The sequence below is a fragment of the Alcanivorax jadensis T9 genome, assembly GCF_000756655.1.
GTDB classification, from domain to species: Bacteria; Pseudomonadota; Gammaproteobacteria; order Pseudomonadales; family Alcanivoracaceae; genus Alcanivorax; species Alcanivorax jadensis.
On the sequence record NZ_ARXU01000014.1, the window covers coordinates 40,140 to 54,050 of the forward strand.

General features: G+C 58.8%; 12 protein-coding genes. 4 read left to right on the forward strand and 8 right to left on the reverse strand.

The genetic code is table 11. The features are described from left to right. Nucleotides 1-117 precede the first annotated feature (117 nt). The 3 genes from T9A_RS14375 (at nt 118) to T9A_RS14385 (ending at nt 2,976) form a co-directional block, all read left to right on the forward strand. Nucleotides 118-1,257, forward strand: a complete 1,140-nt coding sequence (locus T9A_RS14375) for an acyl-CoA dehydrogenase family protein (protein WP_035249771.1) — start codon at nt 118-120, stop codon at nt 1,255-1,257. A gap of 429 nt (nt 1,258-1,686) precedes the next feature. Then, nucleotides 1,687-2,004 carry a hypothetical protein gene (locus tag T9A_RS14380; protein WP_156964913.1) on the forward strand — a complete coding sequence of 106 codons (318 nt, stop codon included), beginning with the start codon at nt 1,687-1,689 and terminating at the stop codon, nt 2,002-2,004. A gap of 546 nt (nt 2,005-2,550) precedes the next feature. Continuing rightward, complete coding sequence (locus T9A_RS14385) at nt 2,551-2,976, forward strand: hypothetical protein (protein ID WP_035249774.1); 426 nt, start codon at nt 2,551-2,553, stop codon at nt 2,974-2,976. A 260-nt stretch (nt 2,977-3,236) separates the two neighbouring features. Here T9A_RS14385 and T9A_RS14390 read toward each other — a convergent pair whose 3' ends face one another. The 3 genes from T9A_RS14390 to T9A_RS14400 form a co-directional block, all read right to left on the reverse strand. Next, nucleotides 3,237-3,791: a class GN sortase gene (locus T9A_RS14390; RefSeq protein ID WP_035249776.1), complete on the reverse strand. Its 555-nt coding sequence runs from the start codon at nt 3,789-3,791 to the stop codon at nt 3,237-3,239. Continuing rightward, complete coding sequence (locus tag T9A_RS14395) at nt 3,778-5,730, reverse strand: marine proteobacterial sortase target protein (RefSeq protein ID WP_052043054.1); 1,953 nt, start codon at nt 5,728-5,730, stop codon at nt 3,778-3,780. Before T9A_RS14395 ends, T9A_RS14390 begins: the two co-directional genes overlap by 14 nt. Before the next feature lie 218 nt (nt 5,731-5,948). Next, nucleotides 5,949-6,617, reverse strand: a complete 669-nt coding sequence (locus T9A_RS14400) for a GntR family transcriptional regulator (protein WP_035249779.1) — start codon at nt 6,615-6,617, stop codon at nt 5,949-5,951. A 151-nt stretch (nt 6,618-6,768) separates the two neighbouring features. Here T9A_RS14400 and T9A_RS14405 point away from each other — a divergent pair, with 151 nt between their 5' ends. Beyond that, nucleotides 6,769-7,917: an alkane 1-monooxygenase gene (locus T9A_RS14405; protein ID WP_035249781.1), complete on the forward strand. Its 1,149-nt coding sequence runs from the start codon at nt 6,769-6,771 to the stop codon at nt 7,915-7,917. A gap of 221 nt (nt 7,918-8,138) precedes the next feature. On the opposite strand, the gene T9A_RS17115 is transcribed toward T9A_RS14405, so the two are convergent. From T9A_RS17115 to fmt, 5 genes are all read right to left on the reverse strand, one after another. Further along, on the reverse strand, nt 8,139-8,510 hold the full coding sequence (locus T9A_RS17115) for a hypothetical protein (RefSeq protein ID WP_156964914.1): 372 nt from the start codon (nt 8,508-8,510) through the stop codon (nt 8,139-8,141). Nucleotides 8,511-8,625: 115 nt separating this feature from the next. Beyond that, nucleotides 8,626-10,077 (reverse strand): TrkH family potassium uptake protein, encoded by a 1,452-nt coding sequence (locus T9A_RS14410; protein ID WP_035249783.1) that lies wholly within the window; start codon nt 10,075-10,077, stop codon nt 8,626-8,628. Nucleotides 10,078-10,098: 21 nt separating this feature from the next. Beyond that, nucleotides 10,099-11,475 (reverse strand): Trk system potassium transporter TrkA, encoded by a 1,377-nt coding sequence (trkA, locus tag T9A_RS14415; protein WP_035249785.1) that lies wholly within the window; start codon nt 11,473-11,475, stop codon nt 10,099-10,101. A gap of 124 nt (nt 11,476-11,599) precedes the next feature. Next, nucleotides 11,600-12,904: a 16S rRNA (cytosine(967)-C(5))-methyltransferase RsmB gene (gene rsmB / locus T9A_RS14420; RefSeq protein ID WP_232222126.1), complete on the reverse strand. Its 1,305-nt coding sequence runs from the start codon at nt 12,902-12,904 to the stop codon at nt 11,600-11,602. Continuing rightward, nucleotides 12,882-13,850, reverse strand: coding sequence for a methionyl-tRNA formyltransferase (fmt, locus tag T9A_RS14425; protein WP_035249789.1), 969 nt, complete (start codon nt 13,848-13,850; stop codon nt 12,882-12,884). The genes rsmB and fmt overlap by 23 nt, the downstream gene beginning before the upstream one ends. Between the last annotated feature and the right edge of the window lie 61 nt (nt 13,851-13,911).

The following is a 13,911-nucleotide window of genomic DNA, read 5'->3' on the forward strand; positions in this document are numbered from 1 at the left end:
GGACCGGACAGTCACTCGCGGATGATGTTGCCTTCACACCGTGCCGCTAGAATGTTGGCCATAGATTTGCCGGCCCCGACCTCGGGGCGGTGCCGTTGACCAACAGGACTGTCTGAAATGCTTGATCAAAACGAAATCGAACTGTTCCGCGACAACGTCAAAAAATTCCTCGAAAACGAAGTGGCTCCACACTACGACCAGTGGGAAAAAGCCGAGATGTTCCCCCGTGAGCTGTGGAACAAGATGGGCGAGAATGGCCTGCTGTGCGTGGACGTACCGGAAGAGTACGGCGGCTTCGGCGCCAATTTCCGCCTGTCTGCGGTGATCGTGGAAGAGGCCTCCCGCGCCGGTTACGGTGCCCTGGCCTCCAACATCTCCGTGCACTCCGATATCGTTGCCCCCTACATCCTGCACCTGGGCACGGAAGAGCAGAAACAGACCTGGCTGCCGAAAATGGTTACCGGTGAAGCCGTGGGCGCCATCGGCATGACCGAGCCTGGCGCCGGTTCCGACCTGCAGGGCATGAAAACCCGTGCCGACAAGGATGGCGACGGCTACAAGATCAGCGGCCAGAAAACCTTTATCACCAATGGCCAGCACTGCGACGTCATCGTGCTCGCCACCAAGACCGACCCCAACGCCGGTTCCAAGGGCATGACCCTGTTCACCGTGGATTGCTCCCTGCCGGGCTTCGCTCGTGGTCGTAACCTGGAAAAAATGGGCCATCACGCCGCTGACACCTCCGAGCTGTTCTTCGAAGACGTGAAAGTGGGCGCCGACCAGATTCTCGGTGGTGAAGGCAAAGGCTTCGCCAACCTGATGAACGAACTGCCCCGCGAACGCCTGATCCTGGCCCTGGGCGCCATCGCTGCCTGCGAAGGCATGATCGAGCGCACCATCGAATACACCAAAGAGCGCCAGGCCTTCGGCAAGCCGATCTCCAGCCTGCAGAACACCCGCTTCGTGCTGGCGGATCTGCACGCCCAGGTGGTGGTTAACCGCGCCTACGGCGAACAGTGCATCGACCAGTACGACCGCAGCGAACTCACCGCCACCAACGCCTCCATCGCCAAGCTCACCACCACCGAGCTGCAAGGTGTGGTCGCCGACAAATGTCTGCAGCTGTTTGGTGGTTACGGCTACATGCAGGAATACCCCATCTCCCGCGACTACGTGGATGCCCGCATCCAGCGTATCTATGGCGGCACTAGCGAAATCATGAAGGAAATCATCTCCCGGGAAATTATCGGGCGATAAATCCTCAGGATTTCAGCATCAAAAAAACGCGGCCCCGGCCGCGTTTTTTTATGCCCTCCCGACCTGCGCACTGCGATAACTTCCATATCCCGTTGGAGCTATGCTTGCATGGCGAACACCCCGCCCATCACAAACATGCCCACTTCCCCGTCTTCACCAGAACCAGCCCGGGATTTGTAGGATATGGCTTACAGAAAATGCTAACTGGCTGATATAAAGTGGATTTCTAAAGGGGAGGCACTTTGCCAAAAAGCACGCTCGTACTAGCATTATGTCGAACGTTCGCGATTTTTCAGTTGGGATAAATTCTCAACTTGGTGGTAAGTCACTAACCAATATCAAATTATTCGTGGCCAATGTGATAAGCCAAAAACAATTATGTCGAATTGAATTAAGTCGAATCGTTCGTCTTAATACGCTGTTATGAATATGAGTAAACGACCCAACTTCATATATATGGCCGGAATGATCCCTGTTCTCTTCGTGGTGGGCCTTCTGGTATTCCTTACGTTCGATAACCTGCTCTCTAGTAGGGCTGTGTATGGAGACAAGTTTGGGAATGCATATGAGGTTGATGGGCTTGCTGCAATTTTAGTGAACCTGGGCATATTTGGGCTTATTGCTTGGCTGGGCTCTTACTTGGCATTCCTTGTAAAGCGCAGCGCAAAGCTCATGTGGGCTCATAGAGCTATCGGGGTTGTTAGCGGTGTTTTTATAGCGGTTGGGCTGGTCTATGGCCTTTCATAACAAGCGGCGGCAGGCGGATCAAATTTCCGCTCGTTCCTCGCTCCAATTTTCCCGCTGCGCCGGGCGTTATAAGCTCGTTTACCCATGAGATATTTTTTAGCAGTTGTAGCGAATATATTTATTCTTGCTATTTCGGTAGTCGGGCTAATGTCTACCTGTATGTGGGGCTGCCCCAATACAGGCATACAGCTTATGTTCAAAATTTCTTCGGTGTGCTTGTTGGTAAGCCTTGGGCTGCTCATATATCTTTGGGTAACAAGCAAGAGCAGCAAAAAATATTAAGGCGGACATTGATGCTTTACCTAAATCTTATAACAAGGCCAGGCAGCATCGACCCTGCGGGGCTGGACCTCGTTTCACTCGGCTGATCTGTAACCACTTTAGTGGACACCTTCCCTTAACCAGAGGGGGTGAAAAATGCCCCGATACAACAACCCAAGAAAGACCTGGCAGTATTCAGATGAATTCAATGCCTAGAATCAAAATTGAACCGCGGCGGTAACCTCTCTGTCCAGGTCCGTGGTGAAAAAGAGAGTATGCCCCGAAATGATGAAGCCTGTTTTTCTCCTCCTTATCGTCTTTGTTTTCGTCGGCTGCACAAATGTGACGGGCGATGCCCCCAAGACTATTTCTTCGCTACCAGATGATCGCCTAAGCACAGAGCATCTGTTCGCTACTGCGGATACATTTTTCTCCGACGCGGGCTATACCTGCAGCATTGATGCCGAGGCTGGCCAGTTTCGTTGTTCCAGAGCGCTTCGGGATCTTTATATTCATCAGACAACCGCCGAGGTGAACATTTTCCCCGGTGACGAGGGTGGCAAGGCCCACAGGATCATAGCGAACCGCTGGGATGAGGGGTTGATTCCCAGTGAGCTGATTTCCAATACCTATGCCAACGATGACGTTGAGGCGTTCTGCGCGTATCTCGCCAGCGAGAAGCTTGGGTTTTGCAGTGACTATCAGGGCTGAGAGCCTGCTGGTCTGATCCGCAAGTGTCTGGATGATACTGACTTGATGAACGGTAGTGTGCCGTTGGGGCTTTGCTGGCAAAGCGAATCTCTGCGGAATGGATAAGCGCCTTCGCTTTGCGAGCAAAGCTCCAACGGGGGTGGTGCTCTCCTATCTGGTGTTGCTTCCTGGATTCAATCATCCCCATCCCCTCAAACGTTACAATCGCTTCGCTTTCACCGTCGCGAGCTTCATTCGCCATCGAACGATGGCTCCCACTGTTACGCCCTGGCGGTGATGATGTAGCGCAAGGGACCGCCGGCGGTGATGGCGTCGAAGGGGTAGCAGGTGATCAGCACTAGCTGCTGGTTGTCACGGGGGATATGCAGGGGGTGCTGCTGGCTGTTGATGACCTGCTGCGAGCTGACCTGAAAGCGCTGCTGTGAGCCGTCGGTAAATTCCACGGTGAGTGGGTCGCCGCTGTTCAGGGTTTCTAGAAAGGCAAAGTGAGTATCCCGGTGGCCGGCCAGTGTGAGGGCCTGGTCGCTGCCGATTCCCCCTGTCAGTCGGCCGGGGCCGAAGGCCAGGGCTTCGCCGCTGGTACTTTCAAGCACGTAAAGGGTTTTGCCGGCGGGGGTGGTAAGGCGTGCCACTGGCCAGGTGTCTGCCCAGGGCCAGGGGCGCTGGGGGGCGCCCTGGTCCAGGGTGGTTTGCCAGGCGTGGGCGATCAGGTGCTGGGCCAGCCAGGCCTTGCCATCCAGCCAGCTAGCCCAGCCTACCAGCCCCAGCAGGGCGGCGAGACTCAATACCAGCGAGCCTCGTTCAAGCCGTCCCATGGTTTAGCCTCCGCTGACGCAGCCAGAGCAGCAGGGTGACGATCAGCAGCACGCCGGCCAGCCGCCATAACAGGGGTGCCGGTGTTGCGGTGCTGGGCCAGGCGGTGCCATGAGGTGCCTGGTTGCGGACGGTGTCTTGCAGCAGGGGTTCATAGGCCGGGCGGGAGACGGTCTCTTCCACGGCGATAAAGCTGGTGTAGCGGCTGACCAGTTGATGGCGCAGGGCCACCTGGGTGATCTGCGGGGCGATATCGGTTTCCGGGGCACCCAGAGTGATGCGGTCCATCAGGTCGGCGATCTTACGCCGGGCCCACAGGCTGGCGGTGCCCGGGTGGTTACTGCTGACGGGCAGGGTGACCGCCTGCTGCCAGTGCTGGTGGCTGTAGCCGCTGACGGTAACCCGGTCGGTGGGGGCGGACAGTTTCATGGTCACCAGCAGGGGCTCACCGGCGTACAGATCTGGCAGCTTTTGCGGCCAGCGTTCGGCGACCACGTTGTCCGGGAGCTGCACCTGCAGGTTGCGCATCAGCGGTGATTCCAGGCGGCGGAAGAGCGTATCCATGCCCTGTTGGACCTGGTTCTGGTCGTTGATGTAGGTAAAGCTGCCGCGCCCGAACTGGGCGGCACGGGTCATGAAGTGGCTGTTGGGGGCGGAGCCGATGCCCACGGTGAACAGGCGCGCTTCACCGAGCTGTTCGTGCAGGGCGCGGAAAATACCGTTCTCGTTGCCCACGGCGCCGTCGGTGATAAAGATCACCTGGCGCAGGTAGCCGTCGCTGGTTGGCTGGGCCAGGGTGGCGCTGAGGGCGGGCAGCATGTGGGTGCCGCCACCGGCATGCAGGCTGTCCACGAAGCGTTGAGCCTGTTGGCGGCTGGCGTCGGTGACTGTGGCAGTTTGATCAAACAGCAGGGTGTGCTGGCTGTCGAAGTCGGTGATGTTGAAGCGGTCGCCGGGTTTCAGGCGTTGCAGGGCCAGCTGCAGGCTGGCCTTGGCCTGGCGCATGGGGGCGCCGCCCATGGAGCCGGAGCTGTCGATAATAAATAAGGTTTCCCGTGGCAGCGTTGTCACCTGCCCGGTTTCCGGCGGGACCACCATCAGCAGGGCGTAGTGCTCGCCATCGATCTCTTCGTGAAAGCTGGTGACCAGTGGTTCGCCCTTGTCTTCCAGTTCCCAGCTGAGCAGCAGATCCCGGTCCATGGGCACGGAGCCGCCTTTCGGGGTGATGGTGTAGTGTCTTCCGTGGCGTTGTGAGTGGATGGCGTGGCTGGGGCTACCCAGGGTTGCCAGGCGGTTGCCAGCGTCCAGATCAATGCGGATCGAAGCGGTGCCGGCCTCGGCCGGGCCGCCGGGGTTGGCCACGGTATTGCGCAGCAGCGAATCCAGGGGATGGGGCGTTTCCGTGGCTGGGGTGAAGCGCGGGGTCAGGGTGAGCGGCAGGCGCAATTGAAAGCGGCGTCCGTCCACGTTCAGGGTCTGCTGGTAATGCAGTTCCACCTGCACGGTTTCGCCGGGAGCGATATTGGCCACGGCGGTGGTGAACAGGTTGGGGCGCTGCTGGCTGACCAGGCTGGCTTTCTTGCCGCTGGCGCGGGCCTGACGATAAGCCTCTTCCGCCTCGGCTTTCCTGTCGATGCGGCCGACGATGCGTCTTTCTCCGACGGTCAGCACCATGCCGTCCACGGCGGCGTTTTCCGGCAGAGGAAACAGATAACGGCCCTCACGAAACTGCTGGCTGGGATTGTGAAATCGTTGCGTCAGGGTGACCCGCGCCAGCGGGCCGCTGACGGTGATGTGAGCATCGGTATCGAGCAGGGTGGCGGCGGTAATGTCTCCCTGGTCATCGGCCAGCAGCAGCGCGCCGGTGGCGGCCTCGTCCTGCCAGTCCGCCTGGGCGGTGAGGGTCAGTAGCAATAGCGAGAAGAAAAGCGTCAGTTTCATGGTGGCCTCCTTGTGATGGAGGTCAGCATGGCAATGGAGCAAGGAGGCTTTGTGGGGATTGTGTGGGGAAGCAATTAATAGTTAATGATGAATAATTAATAACGCGCGAAGCAGGCGCCTCTGTTTTTCTAATGCATGAGGCCGCGTCTACGAGGTAGGCGCGGCCTCATGCGTTTGCTCTTGGTGCTCGCCTCAGCTCGCGAACTATTAATTGCCTTTTAAGCCGCGTTGCGGCGTTTGGCGATGGCGCGCAGGACGATCTGGCACTGGTTTTCGCCGTATTCGCGGATGTCTGCTTCGGCATCGGCGGTGTTGCGGCCGACCACGTTGATCAGCAAGCGCTTGAACAGCTGCAGAGAAACGTCGAACTCGGAGGTGTCTTCCTGCAGGGCGATAAAGGTGTAGCGCTTGAGCAGGGGGATCAGATCGACGATGTCGGTGGCCAGGTAGCGGTTGTTGGCGAATCGTTCGGTGGCGATTTCCACAAAGCGGAACGCCAGCTGGTGGGCGGCGGGCAGGTCGTTGTTCTGATAATGCTGGTCCAGCTGGGGCAGTAGCTCCACCAGGTCTTCTATCTGGCCGGGCATCCAGTTGCTGGCAGCCTGGCCGGCCAGCCGCGACAGGAGCATGAAAAGGAAGTCGTAAAGGTCGTGAACCTGCTCATCTGTGACGTCGCACACTCGTGCGCCCTTGCGCGGCTGCAACTCAATCAGGTGCTGCTTTTCCAGGACACGAAAGGCCTCGCGAAGTGAGTTGGTGCTCACATCAAGTTGCTTGGCCAGATCATTTTCCGGCAAACGAGCTCCGGGTGCCAGGGTGCCTGTGATGATTTGCTCGGCCAGGTGCTGGGCAATCTGCTCACTCAGGCTGACGGCTTTCAACGACATGAAAAGGTCCTTTTCGGCTTCGGCGGGAATTATCCTCCAAGGTCGATACTATGGCACTAAATGAGTTGTTTGACAATTCAAGAAATCAGGGATAACCTGATCCTCACATTGAAGACTGTTACTTTTGGCTTGAACTAGCGAGGTATAAGCCATGTTCGAGAGCATGAACGCTGACGTAATGCTAAAAATGAAAAAATACGGGTACCTGACTTTCTGGGCATTCATGGTGCCGCTTGTGCCTTTCTCGGCCTATGTGGGTGTGGATAGCGGCACTCAGGATTATTGGGCTTGGTTCATGTATGCCTTTATTTTCGGGATTATCCCGGTACTGGATTATCTGGTGGGGAAAGATCCGACCAACCCCAGTGAAGATGTGCAAGTCCCCAGCATGAGTGAAGAGATTTTTTACCGGGTGTCTGCCATCGCCATGGGCTTTGTGTGGATCGCGGTGCTGTTTTACGCCGGCCATGTTTTCATGACCAATGATTACGGCCTGCTCGGCAAGATCGGTTGGATCGTGTCCATCGGTACCGTGGGCGGCATCATTGCCATCAACCTGGGTCACGAGCTGATCCACAAGGACCCGAAGGTGGAAAACTGGATGGGTGGGCTGTTGCTGTCCACTGTGACCTACGCCGGCTTCAAGGTGGAGCACGTGCGTGGTCACCATGTCCATGTATCTACGCCGGACGATGCGTCTTCCAGCCGCTACAATCAGAGCCTGTATGACTTCCTGCCCAAGGCGTTTGTGCGCAACTTCAAGAATGCCTGGAGCCTGGAAAAGAAATACCTGGAGCGTAAGGGCAAGAAGAACATCAGCGTTCATAACGAACTGATCTGGTGGTACAGCATTTCTGCTTTGTTCGCGGCGACCTTCGGGCTGCTGTGGGGCTGGCAGGGTGTGGTGTTCTTCCTGGGCCAAAGCTTCTTCGCCGCACTGGCACTGGAAATCATCAACTATATCGAACACTACGGTCTGCACCGTCGTGTGAACGATAAAGGTCGCTTCGAGCGGGTAACGCCGGCCCACAGCTGGAACTCCAACTTCCTGCTGACCAACCTGGCCCTGTTCCAGCTGCAGCGTCACAGTGATCACCACGCCTATGCCAAGCGTCGTTATCAGGTGCTGCGTCACTACGAGGAAAGCCCGCAGCTTCCTGCCGGTTACGCCACCATGTACGTGCTGGCCCTGATCCCGCCGCTGTGGAAGAAAGTGATGAACCCGCGGGTGGAAGCCTACTACGAAGGCGAACTGGACCAGCTGTTCCGCGAGTCCAAGCGGGTGAACAATATCGCGTAAAAGCAGTTAACAGTGAATCATGAATAGTTAACAGCTAGAACAAAAAAGCCCCGGCAACCGCCGGGGCTTTTTTGTGTCTGCGGAGCTGCTGTCAGAAGCGAGACTAGCGTCTGGCTTTGGCAGCTCTTCGCGCTTAAAGCTGCGTATTCGTTACGCCCATCACTTCGGGCGGGCCAGCGGGTGGTTACGGCAGGAGTCGTGATGTTGCCTGGCGCCGCTTGTTATGCATTTCTCTCTAGAACCTCTAAAACCACATTTTTAGAGCTAGTCCAGATGCGTAGTTCTTGGCCGAGATACTTTGGCGATTTATAAAGCACGCCATTGGATAAAACTCCGTCGCCTCTCTCAACCTTTACGCTATTTCTTGGGATGGTGTAACAGCCACCTAGGCACTTGATAACAATGAAGTCATCATAGATGGAATGACGAACTAATGGCCAAGTGTAGTTCATCATTCCAATCCTTCCGCCACAGATTTCTTCAAACTGCGGGGTTAAACCAACTTCTTTATCGGTACGAGACTTGGGTGAGCGAACGGCCCACACTGCCAGAATGATAAAAAGCCCCACGAATGCCAGCGGAATGAAAGCCATAAGGGATAACCTATGTGGACTGCATAACGGTGCGGTTTTGTTGGCGTGGGCACGGCCTTTCCGTTGGCAGGGCTCCCCACGCGCAACTATTAACTGTTAACTAGTAACTGCCCTTTTATTGTCGCCAGAACATGGGCGTAAACAGCACCAGCAGGGTAAATACTTCCAGTCGCCCGGCCACCATCAGTACCGTCATCATCCACTTGGCGCTGTCGGTAATGTTGGCAAAACCGCCGCCGACCTGGCCGATACCTACACCCAGGTTATTGAGGCTGGCGGCCACGGCACTGACGGCGGTGGTCAGGTCCATGCCGGTCATGGTGAACAGCAGGGTGAAGATGACCGAGAGGGTGATGTAGACCCCGACAAAGCCCCACACGGCCTGTAATACCCGATCCGGGACCGAGTGGCGGCCAAAGCGAAGGGCAAAGATGCCGTTGGGATAAATCAGCCGACGCAACTCGCGCACGCTGTGATGGAATACCAGGGCGGCTCGCACTGCTTTCATGCCGCCGCCGGTGGAACCGGCGCAGCCGCCGATGAAGCTGGTGAAGATCAGCAGGTAAGGAATAAAGCCCGGCCAGGCGGCGGCGTTGGTGCTGGTGAGCCCGGTGCCGGTGCTGAAGGAAGCTACCTGGAAAGCGGAGTGGCGCAGTGCATCATCGGCAGTCACATCCACCTCGAAGGCCAGCAAGCCGACGGTAATCAGCCCGGTGTAAAGCAGGAACAGGGTCATGAAAAAGCGGAATTCAGGATCAAGAATATAGGCGATCAATGAGCGCCCCCGCCAGACGGCAAAGTGCAGGGCAAAATTGACGCCGCCGATCAGAATGAACAGGGTGGCGGTCCAGTCGATCCAGGGGTTGTCCCAGTAGGCCATGGAGGCGTCGTGGGTGGAAAAGCCGCCGGTGGCCACGGTGCTGAAGCTGTGGCAGATGGCATCAAAGATGGTCATCCCCGCTGCCCAATAAAGCACGGCACAGGCGACGGTGATAAACAGGTAGAGCAACCACAGGGCCTTGGCCGTTTCGGCGATGCGCGGGGTGAGCTTGGCATCCTTCATGGGGCCGGGGATTTCTGCCTTGTAAAGCTGCATGCCACCCACGCCGAGCATGGGAAGAATGGCAACGGCCAGCACTACCACGCCCATACCACCCAGCCACTGCAGTTGCTGGCGGTAGAAAAGAATCGATTTAGGCAGGAAATCGATGCCGGAAAGGATGGTGGCACCGGTGGTGGTCAGCCCTGACATGGATTCGAACACGGCATCGGTGAAGCCGACGGGGACGTCATTACTGATATACAGTGGCAGGGCCCCGATCAAACCCAGTACCGACCAGAACAGGGTCACCACCAGAAAGCCGTCGCGGGTCTGCAGTTCTTCCTTGTGCTTGAAGAAGGGGAGCCACAGGGCCAGCCCCAACAGCAGGGTGATCACGAATGACACCAGGAAGGGGCCTTCGCTGCCTTCCTGATACCAGTAGGACACGGCCACCGGCGGCATCATGGTGAAGCTGAACACCACCAGTAGCAGGCCGAGAATTTTCGAGATCAGTGCAAAATGCATGCGCTGGCGTGGCCTCGGCCGTTAGAAGAAGGTAAACCCGACCTGGAACAGTTTTTCCACGTCCCGGGTGCGGCGTTTGTCGATCAGGAACAGGATCACGTGATCATCCGGTTCGATCACCACGTCATCGTGGGCAATCAGCACCTTTTCGCCGCGCACGATGGCACCGATGGTGGTGCCTTCCGGCAGGTCGATGTCTTCAACGGCGCGGCCCACCACTTTCGAGGATTTGCTGTCCCCGTGAGCAATCGCCTCGATGGCTTCCGCTGCACCCCGGCGCAGGGAATAGACGTTGACCACATCACCCCGCCGTACATGGCTGAGCAGGCTGCCGATGGTGGATTGCTGGGGCGAGATGGCGATATCGATATCGTGGCCCTGGACCAGATCCACGTAGGCCGGGTTGGAGATCAGCGTCATCACCTTTCGCGCGCCCAGCCGCTTGGCCAGTAATGAAGCCATGATGTTGGCTTCGTCATCGTTGGTGAGGGCGCAGAACACGTCGGTATTTTCGATGTTGGCTTTGAGCAGTTCGTCCCGGTCTGTGGCGAGCCCTTGTAACACCACAGTCTGATGCAGTTTTTCGCCGAGCCATTCCGCGCGGCCGGGGCTGCGCTCAAGAACTTTCACGTTGTAACGGTGCTGGATGCTCTTGGCGAGCCGGTAACCGATGTTGCCGCCGCCGGCAATCAGAATGCGTTTGTAGTTGTGCTCCAGACGGCGCAATTCACTCATCACCGCACGGATATCGTTCTTGGCGGCGATGAAGAAGACTTCATCATCCGCTTCGATCACCGTGTTGCCTTCGGGAATGATGGGCCGGCCGCGGCGGAAGATGGCGGCCACCCGGGTGTCCACATTGGGCATGTGCTTGCGCAGTTCGCGCAGCTCGTTGCCCACCAGTGGCCCGCCGTAGTAAGCGCGCACGGCCACCAGCTGTACCCGGCCACCGGCAAAGTTCACCACCTGCAGGGCGCCGGGGTGCTCGATAAGCCGCTTGATATAGTCGGTGACCACCTGCTCGGGGCTGATGATCACATCAATGGGCAGGGCGTTTTCGTTGAACAGCTTGTCGGACCGGCTGGTGTAGTGGGCGGTGCGGATACGGGCGATTTTGGAGGGCGTGCGGAACAGGGAGTAGGCCACCTGACAGGCGATCATGTTCACCTCGTCGGAGTTGGTGACCGCGATCAGCATGTCTGCGTCTTCGGCGCCGGCATTCTTGAGCACCGCCGGATAGCAGCCCATGCCGCGCACGGTACCGATATCCAGGCGATCGCCCAGTTCGCGCAGCCGTTCCGCATCGGTATCGATGACGGTGATGTCGTTGCGCTCGTTGGCCAGGTTCTCGGCCAGGGTGCCGCCCACCTGGCCGGCACCGAGAATAATGATCTTCATGCGCTTTGCTGTCTCTCCAGTCCCCGAACAGCGCGATTCCCTTCCCTGTAAGACCAGGGGAGGATTGATGCCTCGAGCGGCGCTCTTACACGACTTTTCTCACAAAGGAGAAAACGCTGCCCGCTCAAGTGTCCTTTCGCAGGCACGCCAGATAGAAACCGTCTGGGCCATGGTGTTGCGGGAACAGCTGCCATCCCGCGCTGACCATTGTGGCCTCTTCCGGCCGTGGCGTCACATCCCGGGCCTGTGGCTGGCGTTGCAGGAAGGCGCTGACCTGATGATCGTTTTCATCCCGCAGTACCGAACAGGTGGCATACACCAGCATGCCGCCGGGTTTGAGCAGCGGCCATAGTGCATCCAGCATGCGCGCTTGTAAATCAACCAGTGCGTGGATGTCGGACGCTTTACGATGCCATTTCACATCCGGCTGGCGGCGCAGGATGCCGGTGGCGGAGCAGGGGGCATCGAGCAGGATGGCGTCGAAGGGGGTGCCGTCCCACCAGCTTGACGGGTTGCTGGCATCGCCTTGCAGCAGGGTGACCTCGGCACTGAGGCGGGCCAGGTTCTCCTTGATGCGAGTCAGTCGCTTGCCTTCCAGCTCCAGGGCGACCAGCTCCGCGTCGGGGAATTTCTCGCAGAGCTGGCCGGTCTTGCCGCCAGGTGCAGCACAGGCATCCAGGATGCGGCCGGTGGGTGGACACTGAAGGACTTCGCCGGGCAGCTGGGCGGCTTCGTCCTGCACCGACAGGGCGCCCTGTTCAAAACCTGGCAGCTGGAATACCGGGCGGGCCGGGCTCAGGTAGACGCTCCAGGGGGACAGCTCGCCGGGGCGGGCGCCGTCGCCGAGGGCGGCAATGGCTCCGGCGCGCTGCTGCTGGCGCCGGTTCACTCGCAGGGTGAAGGGCGGTGTTTGCAGGTTGGCCCGGGCCATGGCTTCCGCGTCGGCGGGCCAGTCTTGCTGCCAGCGCTTGAATAGCCAGTCCGGCAGGCTGAGCTGGATGTTGGGGTTGGCGTCGGCGACGGCCTCATCCATCGTCAGTTTGCTGGCCTTGCGGAGAATGGCATTGCTGAGCCCGGCGGCCCAGGGGGCTTTCAGTTTGCGACACAGCTGTGGGTAGGCGTTGACGATGGCGTGGGCGGGGCGCTCGCTGAACCACAGTTCGTAGAGCCCGGCGAGTAACGCTAGCCGCACCGGTTGGGCGCTGGCTTTAAGGGGTTTGCCCAGTTGCTGGTTGAGCCAGTGGTTGAGCGGACGCAGGTGGCGGCAGACGCCGAAGCAGATATCGCGCATCAGGCCGCCGTCGGCGCCCTGCAGGGGAAAGTCACGCAGCACTTCGCGCAGGCTTTCCCCGTCGCCTTTACCGGGCAGTACCCTGTTGAGGACACGTACCGCGGTCAGGCGCGGGTCAGACGTTGTCAATGGAGTCACCCAGCGGTTCGCCTACCTGGAACAGATCCGGGTTACCGCGCAGCAGATCGGCCACGGCCATGCGCCGCTTGCCGGGCAGTTGCAGTTCTTCAAGAATCAGTGCGCCATCGCCGGTGGCCACATGGATGCCGCTGTCGTCCACGTTGAGAATATGGCCGGGCTCATCGTTATCCCGGCCAGGTTGCGGGCTTTCGCTGGCTTGCCAGATACGCATGGGCTGACCGTTCAGTGGGACCCAGCTCACTGGAAAGGGATTGAAGGCGCGAATGCGGTTGTAGAGGGCGCGGGTGGGCAGGCGAAAATCCAGGCGCGCTTCCGCTTTGCTCAACTTGTGGGCGTAGGTGACACCGTCGTCCGGCTGCGCGGTGGCGTTGGCCAGATACTGCTCCAGATCGTTCAGTACGGTGACCAGCAGGCGGGCGCCCTGGGCGGCGAGTCGGTCATGCAGTTCGCCACCAGTTTCGCTATCGCCAATCGGCAGGCTTTCGCTGAGCAGCATGGGGCCGGTGTCCAGGCCCGCTTCCATCTGCATGATGGTGTTGCCGGTTTCGGTGTCACCCATGGTGATGGCGCGCTGGATAGGGGCAGCACCGCGCCAGCGGGGTAGCAGGGAGCCGTGCACGTTGAGGCAGCCCAGGCGCGGCATATCCAGCACCTCCTGGGGAATGATCAGGCCGTAGGCCACCACGACCAGGGCATCCAGATTCAAGTCACGCAGTTGCTGGCGGATCTCGTCGCCCTTCAGGTTTTCCGGTTGCAGTACCGCAATGCCGTGGCGTTCGGCCAGTACCTTGACCGGGCTTTGTTGCACTTTCTTGCCGCGCCCGGCGGCCCGATCCGGCTGGGTGAGCACGGCAACCACCTCATGGTCGCTGTCCAGCACCGCTTGCAGGCTGGCGGCGGCGAAATCCGGGGTGCCGGCGAAGGCAAGGCGTAAGGGTTTCAATGAAAAGCCTCTTGTTTGAGAGCTATGAGCTTCTAGCTTCTAGCTGCGAGCAACTACGCGG